The sequence below is a fragment of the Desulfosporosinus sp. Sb-LF genome (genome assembly GCF_004766055.1).
Taxonomy (GTDB): domain Bacteria; phylum Bacillota; class Desulfitobacteriia; order Desulfitobacteriales; family Desulfitobacteriaceae; genus Desulfosporosinus.
The window spans coordinates 194,523-213,082 of record NZ_SPQR01000007.1; the positions used below are offsets into that span (position 1 = coordinate 194,523).

General features: G+C 42.0%; 20 protein-coding genes. 17 read left to right on the forward strand and 3 right to left on the reverse strand.

What is annotated here, in order from left to right; all coding sequences use genetic code 11:
• The first annotated feature begins 23 nt into the window (after positions 1-23).
• From E4K68_RS12510 to E4K68_RS12520, 3 genes are all read left to right on the forward strand, one after another.
• Positions 24-794 (forward strand): alpha/beta hydrolase, encoded by a 771-nt coding sequence (locus E4K68_RS12510; protein ID WP_135379269.1) that lies wholly within the window; start codon positions 24-26, stop codon positions 792-794.
• 193 nt (positions 795-987) lie between these two features.
• Complete coding sequence (locus E4K68_RS12515) at positions 988-1,338, forward strand: YlbF family regulator (RefSeq protein ID WP_135379270.1); 351 nt, start codon at positions 988-990, stop codon at positions 1,336-1,338.
• Between the two features lie 185 nt (positions 1,339-1,523).
• Positions 1,524-2,666 (forward strand): class I SAM-dependent RNA methyltransferase, encoded by a 1,143-nt coding sequence (locus E4K68_RS12520; RefSeq protein WP_135379271.1) that lies wholly within the window; start codon positions 1,524-1,526, stop codon positions 2,664-2,666.
• 85 nt (positions 2,667-2,751) lie between these two features.
• On the opposite strand, the gene E4K68_RS12525 is transcribed toward E4K68_RS12520, so the two are convergent.
• Both E4K68_RS12525 and E4K68_RS12530 read right to left on the reverse strand, forming a co-directional pair.
• The gene (locus tag E4K68_RS12525) at positions 2,752-3,015 is read right to left on the reverse strand and encodes a hypothetical protein (RefSeq protein ID WP_135379272.1); all 264 of its coding nucleotides are present in this window, start codon (positions 3,013-3,015) and stop codon (positions 2,752-2,754) included.
• Between the two features lie 220 nt (positions 3,016-3,235).
• Positions 3,236-3,988 (reverse strand): hypothetical protein, encoded by a 753-nt coding sequence (locus tag E4K68_RS12530; protein WP_135379273.1) that lies wholly within the window; start codon positions 3,986-3,988, stop codon positions 3,236-3,238.
• A 210-nt stretch (positions 3,989-4,198) separates the two neighbouring features.
• On the opposite strand from E4K68_RS12530, the gene E4K68_RS12535 reads away from it, so the two are divergent.
• The 9 genes from E4K68_RS12535 (at position 4,199) to E4K68_RS12575 (ending at position 14,820) form a co-directional block, all read left to right on the forward strand.
• A complete protein-coding gene (locus E4K68_RS12535) occupies positions 4,199-5,086 on the forward strand; it encodes a respiratory nitrate reductase subunit gamma (protein WP_135379274.1) in 888 nt (295 codons plus the stop codon).
• A gap of 43 nt (positions 5,087-5,129) precedes the next feature.
• Positions 5,130-6,749 carry a (Fe-S)-binding protein gene (locus E4K68_RS12540; RefSeq protein WP_135379275.1) on the forward strand — a complete coding sequence of 540 codons (1,620 nt, stop codon included), beginning with the start codon at positions 5,130-5,132 and terminating at the stop codon, positions 6,747-6,749.
• 1,153 nt (positions 6,750-7,902) lie between these two features.
• Positions 7,903-8,091, forward strand: coding sequence for a 4Fe-4S binding protein (locus E4K68_RS12545; RefSeq protein WP_135379276.1), 189 nt, complete (start codon positions 7,903-7,905; stop codon positions 8,089-8,091).
• A 35-nt stretch (positions 8,092-8,126) separates the two neighbouring features.
• Entirely contained in the window at positions 8,127-9,350 is a 1,224-nt protein-coding gene (dsrA, locus tag E4K68_RS12550; RefSeq protein WP_135379277.1) for a dissimilatory-type sulfite reductase subunit alpha, read from the forward strand.
• 38 nt (positions 9,351-9,388) lie between these two features.
• Positions 9,389-10,447, forward strand: coding sequence for a dissimilatory-type sulfite reductase subunit beta (dsrB, locus tag E4K68_RS12555; protein WP_135379278.1), 1,059 nt, complete (start codon positions 9,389-9,391; stop codon positions 10,445-10,447).
• Between the two features lie 37 nt (positions 10,448-10,484).
• Complete coding sequence (locus E4K68_RS12560; protein ID WP_135379279.1) at positions 10,485-10,709, forward strand: hypothetical protein; 225 nt, start codon at positions 10,485-10,487, stop codon at positions 10,707-10,709.
• A gap of 202 nt (positions 10,710-10,911) precedes the next feature.
• Positions 10,912-12,378: a cobyrinate a,c-diamide synthase gene (locus E4K68_RS12565; RefSeq protein ID WP_135379280.1), complete on the forward strand. Its 1,467-nt coding sequence runs from the start codon at positions 10,912-10,914 to the stop codon at positions 12,376-12,378.
• Between the two features lie 576 nt (positions 12,379-12,954).
• On the forward strand, positions 12,955-13,896 hold the full coding sequence (locus E4K68_RS12570; protein ID WP_135379281.1) for a LysR family transcriptional regulator: 942 nt from the start codon (positions 12,955-12,957) through the stop codon (positions 13,894-13,896).
• 54 nt (positions 13,897-13,950) lie between these two features.
• A complete protein-coding gene (locus E4K68_RS12575) occupies positions 13,951-14,820 on the forward strand; it encodes a nitrilase-related carbon-nitrogen hydrolase (protein WP_135379354.1) in 870 nt (289 codons plus the stop codon).
• 173 nt (positions 14,821-14,993) lie between these two features.
• On the opposite strand, the gene E4K68_RS12580 is transcribed toward E4K68_RS12575, so the two are convergent.
• Positions 14,994-15,305: a zinc-ribbon domain containing protein gene (locus E4K68_RS12580; RefSeq protein ID WP_135379282.1), complete on the reverse strand. Its 312-nt coding sequence runs from the start codon at positions 15,303-15,305 to the stop codon at positions 14,994-14,996.
• A gap of 310 nt (positions 15,306-15,615) precedes the next feature.
• Here E4K68_RS12580 and E4K68_RS12585 point away from each other — a divergent pair, with 310 nt between their 5' ends.
• The 5 genes from E4K68_RS12585 to E4K68_RS12605 all read left to right on the forward strand — a co-directional run bounded on the left by E4K68_RS12585 (position 15,616) and on the right by E4K68_RS12605 (position 18,517).
• On the forward strand, positions 15,616-15,852 hold the full coding sequence (locus E4K68_RS12585) for a hypothetical protein (RefSeq protein WP_135379283.1): 237 nt from the start codon (positions 15,616-15,618) through the stop codon (positions 15,850-15,852).
• Positions 15,853-16,166: 314 nt separating this feature from the next.
• The gene (locus E4K68_RS12590; RefSeq protein ID WP_135379284.1) at positions 16,167-16,340 is read left to right on the forward strand and encodes a Flp family type IVb pilin; all 174 of its coding nucleotides are present in this window, start codon (positions 16,167-16,169) and stop codon (positions 16,338-16,340) included.
• A 105-nt stretch (positions 16,341-16,445) separates the two neighbouring features.
• Positions 16,446-16,967 carry a prepilin peptidase gene (locus E4K68_RS12595; RefSeq protein ID WP_135379285.1) on the forward strand — a complete coding sequence of 174 codons (522 nt, stop codon included), beginning with the start codon at positions 16,446-16,448 and terminating at the stop codon, positions 16,965-16,967.
• A complete protein-coding gene (locus tag E4K68_RS12600) occupies positions 16,964-17,359 on the forward strand; it encodes a TadE/TadG family type IV pilus assembly protein (protein ID WP_135379286.1) in 396 nt (131 codons plus the stop codon). Before E4K68_RS12595 ends, E4K68_RS12600 begins: the two co-directional genes overlap by 4 nt.
• Before the next feature lie 42 nt (positions 17,360-17,401).
• Positions 17,402-18,517: a Tad domain-containing protein gene (locus E4K68_RS12605; RefSeq protein WP_135379287.1), complete on the forward strand. Its 1,116-nt coding sequence runs from the start codon at positions 17,402-17,404 to the stop codon at positions 18,515-18,517.
• Positions 18,518-18,560: the final 43 nt, after the last annotated feature.

Genomic DNA, 18,560 nt, shown 5'->3' on the forward strand with positions numbered 1-18,560 from the left:
ATTCTTAGAGGGGGTCCAAAAAAATGCCGCTTATCAATGTTCAGGGAAAGAAAATTCATTATCATCAGAATGATTATTTTCAAGCTGACCTACCGACAATATTGTTTGTACATGGGGCGGGCGGGACAGGAAAAACTTGGGCTAACCAGTTGTCAGGAATCGAGGGCTATAACCTAATTGCCCCGGATCTCCCAGGGCATGGTCTATCTGAAGGTCCAACAGCAGATGCCATAATTGCTTACCGAGAGTTTTTATGGCGGTTCGTAAGAGCTTTAAATTTAGATCCATTCATTGTCGCAGGGCACTCTATGGGCGGAGCTATTGCTATAGAGATGGCCTTAACCTATCCCGATTTGATGAAAGGGCTGATCATCGTCGATAGCGGGGCAAGGTTGCGGGTAAACTCTGAGACGCTAGAAGTACTAGCAAGGGGCGAACACCCGCTGGGAAACGTCAGTTACAGCTATTCCTTCAAAGCTTCCTTGGCAGTATTAGAACAGGCTGTCGAAGCAATGAAAACAGTCCCAACTGTGGTTTATCTCGCTGATTTCAGAGCATGTGATGATTTTAATGTTATGGACCGTGTAAGTAATATTAAGCTTCCTGCATTAGTCATTTGTGGAGAAGATGATCAAATGACTCCGGTACGATATTCTGAATACCTTTCTAAAGAACTAGCTCACTCAACCCTTGTTCTTATTGCAGATGCAGGGCATATGTCTATGACAGAACAACCCGATAAGGTCAATAGCGCGATTAAGAATTATTTAAAACAGATGTTCTGTTCTGCTTAATAAACTGGAGAAATTATAAAGGCATGTTGGGTTTCAGAGCTTACATGCCTTTGACTCGTAAAACAAAAAAGAGTTATAAGAAGAGTGAGTGAGGGAGTCAGAAAATGCCATTCCGTTTTTTGGGATTAAAAGATAGACTGTGGCGAAGAATATGTTGTAAGGGATTTTCAATAATTAAGGAGGAATATGGGAATTGAATGAACTTGAGAAAATTATGCAGAAAAGCACCGAACTCGGTCAATCAATTGCTCTTACAACGGTGTACAAAGAATATAAAAAGGCAGAATATGATCTTCTTCATAACACTGAAGCTCGCAAGCTAGTAGAAGACTTTCAGAAAATCCAGCAGGAACAATATCGAAAGAAAATTTCTGGAATAGAATTGAGTAAAGAAGAACTGGAGAAAATTAAAGAGATAGAGGAAATCTGTATAAGAAATCCTCAAGTCTATTTATCTAACAACGCTAACACAAAGTTTCAAGAGTTTATGGAGCAAATATCTAGTAAAATTAAAGAAGGAATCAAAAGCACTGATAAAATTTAACCGTTGATTCAGTAGAAATACTGAAAATATAAAGAAGTTATAACCTCTTTTTTAACCAGTACTGATTAAGAACTTGCCATTTGGGCTTACACCACTTATGATAGAAAAGATACAGATTAAAACCTATTTAAATGGTCATTATGTGGATCATGTATATTGTCTGATTTAAGAGAGGTTGAATCCATATGGCAAAAATTGAGCTAATTGCAACTGCTGCTTTTGGTTTAGAATCTATTGTGGCGCGTGAACTTAAAAACCTTGGGTATGATGAGCTTAATGTCGAAAACGGGAGAGTTTTATTTACGACAGATGAACTGGGACTTTGCCGAACAAACCTTTGGTTACGTAGTTCTGATCGAGTCCTACTCAAAATGGGCTCATTTAAAGCTCAGACATTCGAAGAACTTTTTCAGCAAACAAAAGCACTACCTTGGGAAGAATGGCTTACAGAGGATGCAAACTTTCCTGTTCAAGGAAAATCCATAAAATCGCGGCTTTTTAGTGTTTCGGACTGCCAAGCGATTGTTAAAAAGGCCATTGTAGAACGTCTTAAGGAAACCTACGGACGGAGCTGGTTTGAAGAGACGGGACCCCGTTATCAGATCGAAGTAGCTCTACTAAACGATATGGTTACGCTAACCATTGACACATCTGGGCTTGGTTTGCATAAGCGTGGTTATCGGCAGCTCGCGGGTCAAGCGCCGTTGAAAGAAACTTTGGCAGCAGCGATGATTCAGCTAAGCTTTTGGAATAAGGAGCGTGCGTTAATAGATCCTTTTTGCGGGACAGGGACTATTCCCATTGAGGCGGCCTTTATTGCACAAAATCGAGCACCGGGACTCAAACGTAGCTTTGCAGCAGAAAAATGGCCAAATATCCCTAAAGCACTTTGGCAAGAGGCATGGCAGGAAGCGCTAGATGTATGGGATCGTAACGTACCACTACATATCTACGGTTCGGATATAGACCCTAACGCTCTGTCCTTGGCCCGCACACACGCCATTGAGGCAGGAGTAGAGGACGTCATTCACTTTCAGCGCCTGCCCGTGGCAGAAGTACGATCTAGATTTAAATATGGGCATATGATCGCTAATCCACCCTATGGAGAACGACTTGGTGAATTGAAAGAAATCGAAGGACTCTATCTTGAACTTGGTGAAACATTTAATCGTTTGGAAAATTGGTCTTTGCATATGCTTACCACTCACCAATTTCCTGAACGATTAATTGGACGTCGTTGGGATAAAAGCAGAAAGCTCTATACTGGACGGCTTGAATGCCATTATTTCCAGTTCTTCGGACCACGTCCACCTAGAGAACCGTACTAGGCCATGCTTCCGGCAACATTTCTGGATTCATGATGGTCTGGAAATAGACCGCATATCCAAGGTCGTCGAAATCGCACTTTAGAATCTATTTCAGAACATAAAACAGATAATCCGTATCAGCCACGAATTCCATCGGTTCTATCATTTGGTTATAAAACCACTGCCATTTGAATTCATCAAGGCTATCACAGTAGCGCCTCACATAGTTAGGCACTTGCGAACTGCTCATATATTCTTTGAAGATATCCAATGATTTCATTAACTTTTCCATAATCCGTATAGATATGAGTTTGAATAAAAGCACTGGAAATTGTATCCGCAGGGATGCAACAACCAGTGCTTTTGTCATATCTCCTCCTTATCAGGAGTGTATATGAAATATCTTGATTTTATAATGCCCCTTTTTCAAAATGTCCTTGACATGGGGACCACTTTAAAATGTGTCATCCAGTTTGTTACACCCTATTTTAAAATTAAGTAAGAAGAAATCTCAAGATTGCTTGGCCATTGAAACGTATGTAGTAAGAGTAAGTTTCATCAAATGACAGATTCGAGGAAAGAGGTGGGCATCATTGAACTGAAATCTGAGGCTCGCCTTTTATGGATTGAATGTCTCTGATTACCCTTTGCACTTCTTCCTCTATACCTTCGACAGCGAGCGTAACGGCGCCTTCTGAGCCATCGACTCCACCGGCAGCGATGCATCGGACTTCAACATCATAGAGTGTTTCTAGGGCCGCCAATTCCGTAACAACAGTTGCACCAACCATAGGAACGAGACCAACTTTATGCCCAATCGCTTCGTCAATCGGAGATTTGGTCATGAAATCTACGGCTACTCGAACATCGGGAATCATCTTTTCTAGGCCGATCGGAACAATTAGTTCAATTCCTCGTGCATAGAGGATTCCCTGAGCTGCCCCGATCGTACCCCCTGTTGAATCGGAAACCATCACAGCGGTTAAGCCAGTGTTATCAACCGCGCTGCCGCCTTTGATGAAAATATCTCCCACTTGTAACTTAGGCAAGTATTCTTTCCAGGAGATGTTGAGAGCTTTCCCTCGCTCGATAACATAAGGAGCCGTTCTTTTAGATGATTGACTGACTCCTAGCTCCCCTTTCGTAACGATACCCACTGTATATCCGGTTTTATCCTCGATGTGTATTCCTAGTAATTCTTCAGCGACAAAGGCATTAGACGTGCCGCCAGCAACGATGATCGTGTGTCTTTCCAAAGCGTTCTGAACGCTTGGTAGTGCTGTTACTCCTCGTGCAATAAGTCGTTTTGATTCACTCGATGTTAATGTAATCAAGGCCTTCATAGGTATCCTCCTTATATATATGTTTGTCTAAGCTACTCATATCTTATACCAAAACTTCTAGATCTAAAAGTGTTCAGAAGAGTCATAATCGTGGGATGAATCTCAATCAATAAATTAGATGCTGTAATAGCAAATGGTAATTTTACAAGCAATAGCAACTCACGTAGACTGGTTAGTGACAATTATAACAACTGTAAGGAGGCTGAGGTTTTGTTACTAAGTATTATTGCGTATCTATCCATTCTCCTATTTGTAGGACTATCTGCTTTCAAAGCTTATCAATTTGCGAAAATGCCCATGCACGGGCGTATGGATCTCTATCCAATTCCCAAAGAAGAAGGATTTGAACATGGAGGTTCCTTTTATGAGCAATCTGAATGGTGGAATAAACCACACAAAGTTTCTCACGTACGCGAAATAAAAGAAATGTTAAAAGAAATTATTTTTATTAAGAAGCTGTTCGAAAACCAACGTCCGTTATGGTGGATTTCTTATGCTCTTCACTTAGGTATTTACCTTCTGATGACTTGGACTATATTATTAGTGATCGGTGTATTTTCTATCCCCAACGGGGTTGCTATAGAGAGCTTGAGCGTCTGGGGATCGTTGATTTACTACCTAACTGTTGTAACGGGAATTTCCGGTCTTGCACTAGCTACTTTAGGATCTGGGGCATTATTTCTTCGTCGGCTGTTCGACAATACTTTAAAAAAGCATACAACTCCTCAAGAGTATTTTAATCTGTTGCTCATTTTTGCAGCTCTTGTTTCTGGGATCATGACCTGGGGCACTGATTTATCCTTTGGTACTGCTCGAGAAGTGACTGGAAGTCTTATTACTTTCTCTTCTACTTTTGCAGCCACTACCCTTCAAACTCTAAACATTATTCTTGTCGGAATTATGCTGATTTATATTCCTATCAGTAAGATGAGCCATTATGTTGGAAAGTACTTTACCTTCCATAAGGTTCTTTGGGACAATGATCCGAATCTTAAGGGAAGCGCGATCGAGCATCAAGTCAAAAAAGCATCGACTTTTCGCCCGACCACTTCGTGGTCTGCCCCTCATTTAAAGCCACCCGTTGCACCAGGAAAATAACTTAAATCTTGAATGTCGACTTTATGGAAAAGGAGATCAAAGTATGATAAATCAAAAAGATCTACGTCCGAAGGATATGGGACGCTCTGATGAGCAACTTATCAAACTCGAACTAGGTCAATTAATACCTCTACTGGCGCCATATGATAAGCCTGGAATGGAATCCCAATTAACTGATCCTAAGTCTGCATGGAAAGAAAAATACTGCACTTCTTTAGATGGATATGTTGGTATAGGAACCTTAGTTCGACCCAAAACTAAGGAGGAAGAAAATGAATTTGTCAATAGTTTTCTCAGAGGATTAGAAAAGATTTTCTCCGATGCCAATAATGGGGTGCTCCAACCTATCTTGTTGACATATGAATACTGTGCGAAATGCGATACCTGTTCAAGTGCCTGTCATATTTATGAAGCGACAGGAGACAACGAGATGTACCGACCGATTTTCCGTTCTGAGGTTCTTCGTAAAATTATGAAGAAGTATTTCACCACTAGTGGAAAACTCTTAGGCAGTTTTGTCGGGGCAGATATCGATGTTAACTGGGAAACGATTGCTCGGCTAGGGGAATTAGCCTACCGCTGTAATCTTTGCAGGCGCTGTGCTCAGACCTGTCCCCTGGGGTTGGATAACTCCCTTCTCGCCAAAGAAATTCGCAAGATCTTCAGCCAGGAGATGGGGATTGCTCCAACTCCTATTCATGCCAAAGGTACGATGAACCAGCTGAAGACTGGCTCATCAACTGGCTTGACTAAAGCAGCGTTTTTAGATACCCTTGAGTTCTTAGAAGAAGATACCGAAGAAAGATTTGGCATAAAGCTTAAATTCCCAGTGGATAAAAAAGGTGCCGACATTCTACTGCTGCATAATGCTGGAGAGTTTATAGCCTGGCCAGAAAACCCTGTTGCATTTGCCATTCTTATGAACGCAGCTGGCTTAAACTGGACCCTTAGTAGTGAGGTTTTGGGGTATGACAGTGTTAACTATGGTCTCTGGTATGATGATCCTCAGGCTAAAAAGATCGCCTTGGGACAGATGAAAGTAGCTAAAGACTTAGGCGTCAACCGCATGGTGATGGGGGAATGTGGGCATGCCCATAAGGCTTCGGCGATTGTGGCTGACCGCATGGCCTTTGGTGACGCTAAGATTCCTGTAGAGAGCTGTTTCCCTCTTTTTTGGGATATCGTCAAGAATAAGCGTGTAAAATTTGATCCCGGTAAGAATAATTTCCCAGTAACTCTCCACGATCCTTGTAATGTGGTGCGCCAAATGGGAATTGTAGAGCCTCAAAGGAATGTTGTAAAAGCATTGTGTCCTCAGTTTAGAGAAATGGCACCTCACGGAACAGAAAACTACTGCTGTGGCGGGGGTAGTGGTTTCGCCATTATGAATGACGCAAACTTCCCTGAGTTTAGAACTCAAATTGCTTCTCGGGTGAAATTTAACCAGATTCTTGGAGCCTTTAAGGATACCATAGCAGACCCCTCAATTATTAAATATATTTGTGCTCCTTGTTCTAACTGCAAGGGAGCTATGCGTGGTATTTTGGAACACTACGATGCTACTGAGAAATTTAATCTCCAGTATTCCGGTTTAGTGGAGTTAATGGTGAACGCAATGGTGGATATGAAGAAGCCTTTCTTTGAGTTTCTAGAAACAAAGTAATCAGACTTCAACTATATTCTTATAGAATAGACCATTTCAGATATTCTGAAATGGTCTATTTGTTCAGGTTTCAATCATGTATTACTAGTCAAAGATAATTGACATCTAAAGTCAATGTGTGGTGTAAAGCCATAGGCATTGGCAGGAACAATATAATCGGTTTTGGCACGCAAACTTAGTAACGGATTTCGAGGAAACCTTGACTTCTGATTATTTTGTTCTCGCTACTGTGGATAAGACGAGTGCCCAACAGGTTCCAGGTGTAGCCGGATCTTTACATTGAGATCATTCGCATGATGCCAGAAGGTCAAGGGTTTAATAAACACCAAGCAGGTGAAACATGACATGGTCATGGGATCTGAACCCATCTGAGTTGAAACAGCTGATGCAATAGTTGGCCCTCGTTTAAAGGTTACCTTAGGTGAGGCTGATTCTCGAGTGTTACTCATATTGTTTGATTCTGGCATGTCAAAACAGGTAGAAATGAAGGGACATGGCGTTGATCTTCAATTCACTTGCAAAGTGAAGGCTTTTGAAAGGGATGCTGAAGGAAAGGTGTGTCGTGTCATCACAGAACAGGTAATATTGAAACACAAAAGTTTATTGTAGTCATTGGGTATGTCCAGAAGTTAGACTTGCTCGCGGGGCCGGGTTCACTATTGAAAGCATAGGAGCTATTCATGTGGATGAGCAGTTGCGGACTAATGATCCTTCTATTTTGATGCGTAGACTCTGCAGAACAAATTCACCTTATTACGGGTGAATCGGTTTATATTCCATTAGCCTCGACCTCCAACAAACAAAGTCGCGTCATCGCTGACCATATCGCTGGACTTCCCGCGCGTTTGCTCATTGAGGACACTTCTGTACTTCAAGCCTTTGATCTTTGTATGCTCCAAGGAAAAGATATTAGTGAAGTAACTTATCTTTAAGGAGGACTCTCAGTCTGGATGCGTATTTTAAACAAGACTAATACACCTCAACTTCATAATCAGTATTCCGTATAGTTCAATCGGTATTCAATATTGTACGGATACAACTCAAGGTGTTAAATTAAGGACATGGACTAGTGTTAATTTACACAAGTAAAACTCGTATTAAGGTTTGTCCACTGTTTGATTTTTCTCTTTATTAGTTTAAGGAGGTGTTATTTGTGTTTATTGTATCAATCGATGAAGATCTATGCTCAGGTTGCAACTCTTGCACTGAAGGATGTCCAGCTCACCTACTTGGCTTTAGTGAGGACAAGGCTCATGTAGTTGGTGACGAATCAGAGTGCATGGGTTGTGAAAGCTGTACGTCGGTCTGTCCAACAGAAGCCATCAGTATTTCCGAAATGTAAGAAACTCCCATAAACTTGAAGACGGAGGGTGTGCCATGACAGAAAAGAAAACGCCTCTACTAGACGAACTAGAAAAAGGCAAATGGCCCAGTTTTGTAACTGAAATCAAACGGGCCGCAGTAAAAAGTGCTGCTTCAGCTGAATTACTACAAGTCTTGGAAAGATCTTATGAAGAGCGCAGAGGACACTGGAAACACGGTGGGATCGTTGGTGTTAGGGGTTATGGTGGCGGTGTAATTGGCCGTTATATCGATGAGCCTCAAACGTATCCTAACGTTGCTGAGTTCCATACTGTTCGTCTGCTTCAACCATCTGGCTGGTTCTACAACACGAAAACACTTCGTTCCATTTGTGATGTTTGGGAGAAACACGGAAGTGGTTTAACGAACATGCACGGTTCAACAGGGGATATTATTCTACTAGGATGCAAAACAGAGAGTATTCAACCCATCTTCGATGAGTATAGTGAGCTAGGATTTGACTTAGGCGGATCTGGGTCCTGCCTGAGAACAACTAACTGCTGCGTAGGACCAGGACGTTGTGAACATGCCTGCTATGACACACTTGAAGCCTGTTATAATATAACCAATGAATTTATGGATGAGCTTCATCGTCCAATGTGGCCTTACAAGAGCAAAATTAAGTTCTCTGGTTGTGCTAATGATTGTACTTCTTCGATTGCCCGCTCTGATTGCTCCGTGATCGGAACTTGGCGCGATACTTTAAGAATCGATCAAGACGCAGTAAAAGAATATGTAGCTAATAAATACGATATTCAAGGTTTGGTTTGTGACAAATGCCCAACGAGCTGCCTGAAATTCAATTCTGAAACTCAAGAACTTTCAGTAATTGGCGAAGATTGCACGCGTTGCATGCATTGTATAAATATGATGCCTAAGGCTATTCGAGCTGGCAAAGAAAAAGGCGCTAGTATTTTGATCGGTGGAAAATCCACGATTGTTCAGTCCGCTTTCATGTCTTGGGTTATTGTGCCATTCATGAAGATGGAAAAAGAAGACGATTTTGAAGAGTTTAAGGATCTCATGCGCCGCATTTGGGAATGGTGGGATGAGAATGGTAAATCACGTGAACGTATTGGTGAGACAATTTACCGCTTAGGAATGACCAAATTCCTAAAGGAAACGGAAATTCCTCCTGTACCGCAAATGGTCTTCCGCCCACGTGCTAACCCATATGTCTTCTGGGATCAAGATGATCTTGACAAATCCGGAACTGCTCTTGATGGATCTAAGCTCTAATTTCAAAATAATAAGTAGCTAACGAGAGGTGGATTACGATGGCAAAACTAGATCAAGGACCTCCAAATTATAAAGATATGCTTCCTCCGGTCATCCTGGAAAACTACGGCAAATGGAAATATCATGAGATTCCCCGTCCAGGCGTTCTCAAACATGTTTCTGAAAGCGGCGCAGCACTTTATAGTGTACGTGTGGGTTCTCCTCGTTTGGTCAGTATTGATTTTATCCGTGATTTATGTGTAGTGGCTGACGAATATTGTGATGGGCATCTTCGCTTCACAACTCGTAATAATGTTGAATTTTTAGTTTCTGATGAGTCTAAACTTCAACCACTACTTGATTCTTTAGATGCTAAAGGATACTGTGTAGGTGGAACAGGCGCATCCATTAGCAATATTGTTCACACTCAAGGGTGGGTACACTGTCATACTCCAGCAACGGATGCTTCAGGCGTTGTTAAAGCCGTTATGGATGATTTATATGAGTATTTTAATTCCATGAAGCTCCCTGCTAAATTGAAAATGGGCTTGGCGTGCTGTTTAAATATGTGTGGTGCAGCACACTGCAGTGACATCGCGATTGTCGGTGTTCATAGAACTCCTCCTCGTATTAACCATGAGATTATTCGAAAAGGCACTGAGATTCCTAGTCTCGTTGCTAGTTGCCCGACTGGCGCTATTCGTCCAGATCCTAAGAACAAGAGTGTTATCGTCAATGAAGATAAATGTATGTATTGCGGTAACTGCTATACGATGTCTCCTGCTATGGAAATCTATGATCCTAAGAACGATGGAATCGCGATTCTTATTGGGGGTAAAACCTCAAATGCCCGTTCTGCACCGAGCTTTTCTCGTATGGTGATTCCTTTCCTACCAAACAATGCTCCACGTTGGCCTGAAACAACTGAAGCAATTCGCAATATCTTAGAGCTCTGGATTGCAAATGCTCACAAAGGTGAACGTGTTGGTGAATGGGTTGAGCGGATTGGTTGGGAGAAATTCTTCAGCATGGCTGGACTTCCTTTCTCTTCAATGTTGATCGATGATTACATCTTCTCAAGAGAGACCTTCCGTACATCAGCATCATTTAAGTACTAATTTGATAATTAAAGAAAGTTAGAAAGCTGGTATCTAAATGGCAAAAGGACCTGCAAGCCCCGAAGTAAAAGCGAAAGTACTTGAATATCTTGGGAAAGTGCAAAAAGCCAAGAGTAGAGATGTCGCTGTTGCCATAGGCGAGACAAAGGGCGATGTGGATAACGCAGTTAAAGAGCTTACCGCTGAGGATCTAGTTGAATATCTTTATATTACGACCACCTTTATTTGTTTAAAAGGTAAGGTTCAAACACCTAATGGTTGATTCTTTTTCCCTAGGTAGACGAAACTAAAGCGATACTTTTTTTATATACTTTCTATTGACCATCTGAAGGATATCCTTTCCCAAAATTTCTGCTGATTCTCTCAAATCTGCATTGCTGGGAATGGGCTGAGGATGGTCAATTTTTTTGTGTTAGTTATAGATTCACTCCTGAATAAATTGCTCCAAGAAAGGTGCGGGTGTTATGTTACCATTGACAGCTATGAACGAATTGAGTATCAGGAATGTCCCTCGCTTAGTAATTGGAGCACCTCAGGGGCGGAGTGGGAAAACAACGTTTACTTTAGGGTTACTCAGAGCATTTGCACGGCAAGGAATTGTAGTTCAACCCTTCAAGAAGGGACCAGACTATATTGATGCTAGTTGGCATACGACCGCGGCGGGGAACACTTGCCGTAACCTGGATTCTTTTTTCATGAGAAAACAGGAGATTTGTAGTTCTGTGTCTAATCACTCCTTCGGAAAATCAATTACCATCATTGAAGGTGCGATGGGCCTATATGATGGTTTAGATTTGCAAGGAAGTAGTTCTACTGCTGAAATTGCTAAGGTAACCCAATCCCCAGTGCTACTTGTGGTTGATGCAACCAGGATGACACGTAGTATAGCCGCTATAGTGATGGGCTATCAACATTTTGACCCAGACGTGAAAATCGTGGGTGTCGTTTTGAATAAAGTAGCACGTGCCCGCCATGAGAAGATTGCTCGTGAAGCCATAGAAGAATTCTGTAAAATACCAGTTGTGGGTGCGATTCCAAAAGACATCAATTTACGCATTCCTGATCGGCACCTTGGACTCGTTACGAAGGGCGAAATTGATGAAACGGATAATTTACTGGATTATTTTGCAGATGTCATAATTGAACATGTGGACTTAAACAGAATCATGTCTCTAGCCCAAAGCGCTCCAGAACTGCCTCAGTTTGGTGAGTCGCTGGTTCCTAACTTAGCTAAATACGCGGCCAAAAATAGGGGAATGAAACCCAAAATTGGAGTTATCCAAGACTCGGCTTTTAGCTTTTATTATCCTGAAAACTTGGAAGCATTGAGAGACTCAGGGGCTGATTTGGTTCCTATAAATAGCCTTTCAGATAGCCAACTCCCTGGAGACCTTGACGGGCTCTATATAGGAGGGGGATTTCCAGAAGTTTTCGCTGCTGAGCTCGAAGAGAACAAACCTCTTCGTTTAGAAATTCGACGGGCAGGAGAAAAGGGACTACCAATTTACGCCGAATGTGGAGGGCTAATGTATCTTGGCCGCTCGATTCGAACGTCTTCTCATAACTTTGAAATGGTTGGCTTACTTCCGCTTGATACCCAGATGGAAAATAAACCTCAAGGGCATGGGTATACGATCATGGAAGCAATTCCAGATCAGCCTTGGTTTACGGAGAATATGGAGATTAAGGGCCATGAATTTCATAATTCCCGGGTGATCAACTTAGCACCTTACTTGAAGTTTGGGTTTAAGGTTAAACGGGGGTTTGGAATCGATGGGCAGCATGACGGAATTTGTTATAAGAACGTTTTTGCAGCGTATAATCATATTCACGCTCTGGGATGCCCTGAATGGGCTGAACGAATGGTGAAGTTGGCAACCAACTTCAGCCAGACTAAGTGGGCACAGGATGAGAAAGTTGCGGGACAATAAAGCATCAACGGACATTTGCAGAATGATAGTCCTTGTTATATTGTTCAAATCTTCTCTGAATAGTTTGTTGGAAAGATGGTCTATTTCAAAGCAATTCGAAAGCCTTCCGTATGGGAGGCTTTTTGAATTGGTCAGGGCGTGGTCAAAGAATAAAAGGCCTTAGGAAACACATGAGAAATGTAACGAAATATTGCTTGTGGTTTTCTCATTAAATGTTATGAGTCTTATTAAGAAAATTTTTCTTTGTTTTTATAGAAAAGGAAGTGTGGCTGTCTGGCTAATACTTCTCCTTAATGATATTATAAACATAAGGATATTTTATAATAATACTAGGATTTTTCAGAGAGCAAGCAAAGCCTTTGGGAGAGGCCGTTGATGATTTTCAACGTTTATTGCCCTGTACAAAGCAATTGCGCGGTTTTAGGCGCTTGAGCCTTGATGCAGTTTGAACCCTCGAATTTAGTTCATTGTAACGAGTTGAACCAGTGTTTTTATTATCATGAACTTCGTGAGGGACGGGCATTTCTTAGAGTACACTATTTATTTATAAGGATCGAGGAAGGGAGATACATCATCATGGAACAACACCTTCTTGTTTTTAAAGAGGTGGCAGAAACCAAAAATATAACCTTATCAGCTAAGAAACTTCACATGAGTCAACCCAGTATTAGCTTGCAGATTCAGAATCTCGAAAATCAGTATGGCGCTCGTTTTTTTGATCGCACAAATAAAGGGGTAACTCTTACCAAAGAAGGTAAAATTTTCTATGCTCATGTTCGGAGTGTCCTGGATATACTTACGAATGCCAAAGAACAGATAAACGCTCTTGCCAAGGATCAGAGAGGACTTATCTATCTTGGAGCCACTTTAACGATTGGGGAGTATATTCTACCAAATATTCTTGCATTCTTGTTCAAGACGCATCCTGACGTGGACTTCAAGGTGAAAATCGCAAATACAGAATCGATTTCTCAAGATGTTTTAGAGAAAAAAATGCATATTGGCCTGATCGAGGGTCCGGTGCCAGTGCATAAGGATCTTAATGTAGAAAATTTCTGGGAAGATGAGTTAGTAGTCGTGCTTCCGTATTTTCACCCCTGGGCGTCCAGGAATAGCATCACCTTAGCTGAACTTCCAAACGAACGTCTGGTGACACGAGAAGATGGCTCAGGGACTCGTAGAGTAATGGAGATGGCCTTAAAAGAGAGAGGGCTTGAACCTGATCAGTTAAATATCACGATGGAATTGGGAAGTACTCAGGCCATCAAACAACTGGTTTCGGCTGGACTTGGAATTACGATTATTTCCTCACTGACTGTTAGTAGGGAAGACGATCAGAAAATATTCAAATGCTTAAAGATTCAAGATGCTCCTATTTATCGGCCCCTCAGTATTCTTACTAATGCCCGAACCACCCAGACTAAAGATGAACGTCTCTTGATCAATCTCCTCCATGATCATAGGTTACTATCGGATGTTTTAAGTAAGGACTATAATGAACTAGAAGATCTCGAATAAGCTATTATTTACTCATAGTCTGTAGTGAGTAGTAGGGAAGGACGAGAACAAAAAATGAAAACAGACTGCCGGATTGGACTCGTTCAGATGGAATCCATTGTTGGAGAGACTGAACGTAATTTTCAAAGAATTATTCACTTGGCTGAGCTTGCTCATAAGCAAAAGATCTCCCTGCTGTGCTTTCCGGAATGTGCCTTAGACGGCTATTCACCGCCGGATGCATCGGAAATGGGAGACACACTTGAAAGTCCTTGGATTTCACGATTAAGGGAGTGTTCGCAAGACTTAGGGATCACTCTTTTAGTGGGTCTAGTAGAGCAAGGTAAAGTTGCCAAAAAACCTCATATATCTCATGTTATCTTGTCTCCAGATAAGGAACCTGCGATTTATCGGAAAGTGCATCTGGGTCGGAGTGAGCTGGCATATTTCACAGCTGGAGATCATTTTCCAATCTTTTCAGCTCATGGAACGACATTTGCTGTGGGGATTTGCTGGGACTGGCATTTCCCAGAAACGGCAGCGATTTATTCTCTAAAGGGTGCTGAGGTCTTGTTTGCTCCTCATGCTTCCCCACTTGTAGCTGGTGATCGAAAAGAGATTTGGTTGCGTTATCTCGGTGCACGCGCTTATGATAATTCCGTTTACCTCGGAGCGTGTAATTTGATGGGAGGCAACGGTAAAGCGAAGGAATTTAGCGGAGGAGCCATTGTTATTGGCCCAAAGGGAGATCTGCTTAATCAATCATATCTGAGGGAAGAAGGAATACTCTCAGCGTCCTTGTCAGCTGATCGGATCAATCTAATTCGTCGCTCTGAGCGTGCATCTATGAGAGATAGCTTTTTTCTAGCGGATCGACGAAAGGAACTTTATCATGAATTAATTGAACTAGACATTGCGGATCGTTCAAAGGTATCGAAAGAGTAGAAGTGGCCCGCTTTCATGCATAGATTTTCGAAACGGAACCACTCTTGGGTAAAGTTAACTGTTAACTTTGATATATTCCCGTTTGTATCAAAAAATGTATAGACTAAAGATGTTCAGAGAAAAAAAGAAGCCTTCCTAGCATTGATGCTAGGAAGGCTTCTTTTAAAAACGATTTACCAATTGTTGCGTGCTCGAGGTTGGTAACAATCACGACAATACACTGGTTTATCACCGGAAGGTTGAAACGGCACCGTGGTTTCTTTTCCACACGTAGCACAGATAGCGGGGAACATTTCACGTGGTTGACGAGAATAACCGCCACCGCCACCGTTATTTCTAGTTTGTGCTTTGCGTGCAGCACGACATTCTGGGCAACGTCCGGGCTCATTGGTAAACCCTTTCTCTGCATAGAACTCTTGCTCGGACGCTGTAAATTCAAAATCACGTCCACAATCTTTACAATTTAAAATTTTGTCATTAAACACTAATAAAAACCTCCGTTTTATTATTACCCGCTACATGGGAAGTTCTAAGAAATCTTCCCATAGCCTTAGGCAATCGAGAAGGTTTGGAAATCCACAAGTATTAACGAGTTTCTTTTAGTATAGCTATTAAATGAATACAAGTCAATTGTTTACCGAAAATTTTCCACTATATTCTGTAAGTTCCCACTTATAAATAATAGTTAGGGATTAGGAGTGTATTTATCTCAAAATCCAGTGCTTAATAAAATACGGTAATATCGCATAACAATAAACATAAGAGCATGCAGGCAAGATGAGGAGGATGACCATATTGAAGCAACTCGATTTAGGGACTCTACCGGATCGTATACTTGGTATGCATAGACTGGAGACAATATTTAACCAGAATGGCTATTTGATTTGCCAGTCTTCAGGAGAAAGACTATATAACTTTGAGGATATTGTAGCCATTTTCATTCCGCTTAGTCCAGGGAGTGATCAGGTTGTTGCAGTTCATAGTGAATATGCTAAGGCGTTTATCCAGGGCTTAATCTCAAACCTTCATTAATTTTTATAAAAGGGATTGAAAGAATGAAGTGCATCATTGATATAGAATGGACTTATATAAAGGTAGGGCCGTCTTATGAATGGTCCTACCCTTATATAAGTCCAATTTCTGGCTAGATCAGATTAAACTCTCCCATTACTAGTTACAGAGAACAAACGTTAAGCGAATTGTTTCTGAGTCATTAGACATAGGACTATCGAATAGGTCTAGATCACCTTCGATTGTGACTATAGCCTTATATTTGTTAGCACAACTCAAGATTATAATGAAATTAATAGACAATAGGTTGCAAAAAGACGAAGGAGGGTTTTGAATTGAAAGCAAAATTAATGGGACTCTTACGGGACGAAACGGGACAAGCAATGACCGAATATGGACTCATTATCGCACTCGTGGCGATCGGCGTCATAGTTGCTCTAACAGCGATGGGTGGCCAACTTAGTACCCTTTTTGATACAATAAAAACTAAGCTTACACCTGCCACTTAACATATTTGTAATTAAAGCCGCTCATAACCATTGCTAATTAATTAAGAACACAACCCAGAACCCTACTGCCCGCAGTAGGGTTCTTTAGAAAAAGGGGGAGCTGTAATGGGAGTGAATGAGGTTGCGATGGGATTGACATTAGGCATCGCTGTCTTCACTGACTGGCGTGAACACAAGATCTACAACAGACTGCTCGTTCCCGCTTTTTTCACTGCGATCCTGCTCCATACGTTTCAAGGAGGGGTCTCTGGATTGACGAGCAGTCTCTTGGGAGCCGTTACCGGTTTTGTTTTACTCTTTCTACCATATCTCTTAGGGGGGATGGGAGCAGGGGATGTAAAGTTACTTGCGGTGATCGGGGCTTTTGGCGGTGCCCATTTTGTCATTACCAGTGTCCTATACGGAGCCGTCATAGGTGGTCTTATCTCTGCCGTTTTGCTTGCTCGTCGAAAAGCCTTTGGAAATACGCTTAAGCACTTCCTGCTCTTTATCCCCATTCTTCAAAAGCCTCAACATATAAATGTAGCAATGAACAATGTGCGACAAGAGAAATTCCCCTACGGAATTGCGATTGCCTTAGGTACACTGATTGCCTTGTTTTTGCCCTTGGGAGGGAGATGGTCATGATTCAAAGACTCCGGAAAGGAGAACATGGCCAAGCTTTAGTCGAAATGGCCCTTGTCTTGCCTCTTTTTTTCCTGTTACTGTTTGGCGTGATTGAGATGGGGCGCGTCGGCTATGCTTATATTACAGTTAGCAATGCCGCTCGGGCAGGTGGCCGAACCGCAACCATCGGAGGAACAGACGCCGATATTAATAATTCCGTTCAGTATGCAGCGACTTCCCTTGATTCAGCGAGTCTAACGATCGCAATTACACCAACTCAAAGCCAACGAAAGTCAGGGCAACAAGTAACGGTTAAAGTCAATTATCCCGTTCAACTAATCATTCCAATCATTAGTAATGTGATACCCAATCCTGTCGTGGTGAGTTCAAGCATCATTATGCGACTAGAATAGGAAAATCCATAGTGCCCATTTCCATAAGATGGAGGAGTGGTCATGATTATAATAAAATCTCCTGTTTCTAAACGATGGAAACCCTCGCTACAAAAGTTTAAACAACTATTTTGCCAAGGGTTTAACAATACCGATGTTAATAGGAAGGAACGCGGGAGCGTTGTCGTGCTAGTTACCTTGTCATTAACAGTCCTGCTCGGTTTCTGTGCAATTGTAACAGATGTTGGTTTAATGTATGCCCAAAAGGCACATCTTCAAAATTCGGTCGATGCAGCAGCCCTCGCTGGTGTGCAAGAGCTTCCGAATAATCCCAGTCTTGCTGAGCAGAAAGCTAGGGATTATGCCGACGAAAATGGAGTTCCAGCTGTTACTGTGTCTTTAGAAGCAAATAACGCCAAAATAATTGTTCAGGCCACTCAGCAAGTTCCTACCTATTTTGCCCGAATCTGGGGCATTACTGAGGAACAGATTTCCGTCTCCGCCAAGGCCATGATGGTTCCACCGACAGAACTATCTGGAGCAGTGCCTCTTAGCATCCAGGAACAAGACTTTGTCTATGGGCAGAAGTATGTGCTCAAATCTGGAGGAGGATCTGGAACCTCCAGTTGGTACCTTGATGACAGCAAGAATAATGCCGTTGAAAAATCTGGCGAAGACTCTGTAACCCCAGGCTGGTATGGAGCTTTGGATCTTAGTGGTAATGGTGCCAATACGTATGAAACGGATTTAGCCAATGGGTATCAGGGAACTTTACGGGTGGGACAGATTGTGGATGTCAAACACGGAAATATGAGCGGACCAACGGCAGACGGAATCAACACGAGATTAAGAAGTGACATAGAGATTCCGCGAAATACCTTCGTTAATTATAACCGGAATGCCCCGGAAATTATTTATATCCCTATTGTCCGGATTATTTCCGAAAGTGGGAATTCCATTCAACAAGTGCAAATCGTTGGATTTGCCGCTTTCTTTCTCGAAGGGGTTGCCGGAAACGGGAACGATTCTATCGTAACAGGTTGGTTTATACAGACCCTTGCTTCGAATGGCCATACTTCGGCTAGCCTATCTGACCTGATAAAGACAGAACAGGACATGGAGCATGGGATAGCGAATATGGATTTCGGTCTATACACGCCGAAACTCGTTGACAATTAACCCTCCTCTGAAACAGTCTGGAACGTAATGCCTGAGTAAGATA

Coding starts and splice junctions, on each gene's coding strand:
- E4K68_RS12510 (WP_135379269.1), top strand. CDS start 24: ATGCCGCTTATCAATGTTCAGGGAAAGAAAATTCATTATCATCAGAAT.
- E4K68_RS12520 (WP_135379271.1), top strand. CDS start 1,524: ATGGCAAAAATTGAGCTAATTGCAACTGCTGCTTTTGGTTTAGAATCT.
- E4K68_RS12525 (WP_135379272.1), bottom strand. CDS start 3,015: ATGACAAAAGCACTGGTTGTTGCATCCCTGCGGATACAATTTCCAGTG.
- E4K68_RS12530 (WP_135379273.1), bottom strand. CDS start 3,988: ATGAAGGCCTTGATTACATTAACATCGAGTGAATCAAAACGACTTATT.
- E4K68_RS12540 (WP_135379275.1), top strand. CDS start 5,130: ATGATAAATCAAAAAGATCTACGTCCGAAGGATATGGGACGCTCTGAT.
- dsrA (WP_135379277.1), top strand. CDS start 8,127: ATGACAGAAAAGAAAACGCCTCTACTAGACGAACTAGAAAAAGGCAAA.
- dsrB (WP_135379278.1), top strand. CDS start 9,389: ATGGCAAAACTAGATCAAGGACCTCCAAATTATAAAGATATGCTTCCT.
- E4K68_RS12560 (WP_135379279.1), top strand. CDS start 10,485: ATGGCAAAAGGACCTGCAAGCCCCGAAGTAAAAGCGAAAGTACTTGAA.
- E4K68_RS12565 (WP_135379280.1), top strand. CDS start 10,912: ATGTTACCATTGACAGCTATGAACGAATTGAGTATCAGGAATGTCCCT.
- E4K68_RS12570 (WP_135379281.1), top strand. CDS start 12,955: ATGGAACAACACCTTCTTGTTTTTAAAGAGGTGGCAGAAACCAAAAAT.
- E4K68_RS12575 (WP_135379354.1), top strand. CDS start 13,951: ATGAAAACAGACTGCCGGATTGGACTCGTTCAGATGGAATCCATTGTT.
- E4K68_RS12595 (WP_135379285.1), top strand. CDS start 16,446: ATGGGAGTGAATGAGGTTGCGATGGGATTGACATTAGGCATCGCTGTC.
- E4K68_RS12600 (WP_135379286.1), top strand. CDS start 16,964: ATGATTCAAAGACTCCGGAAAGGAGAACATGGCCAAGCTTTAGTCGAA.
- E4K68_RS12605 (WP_135379287.1), top strand. CDS start 17,402: ATGATTATAATAAAATCTCCTGTTTCTAAACGATGGAAACCCTCGCTA.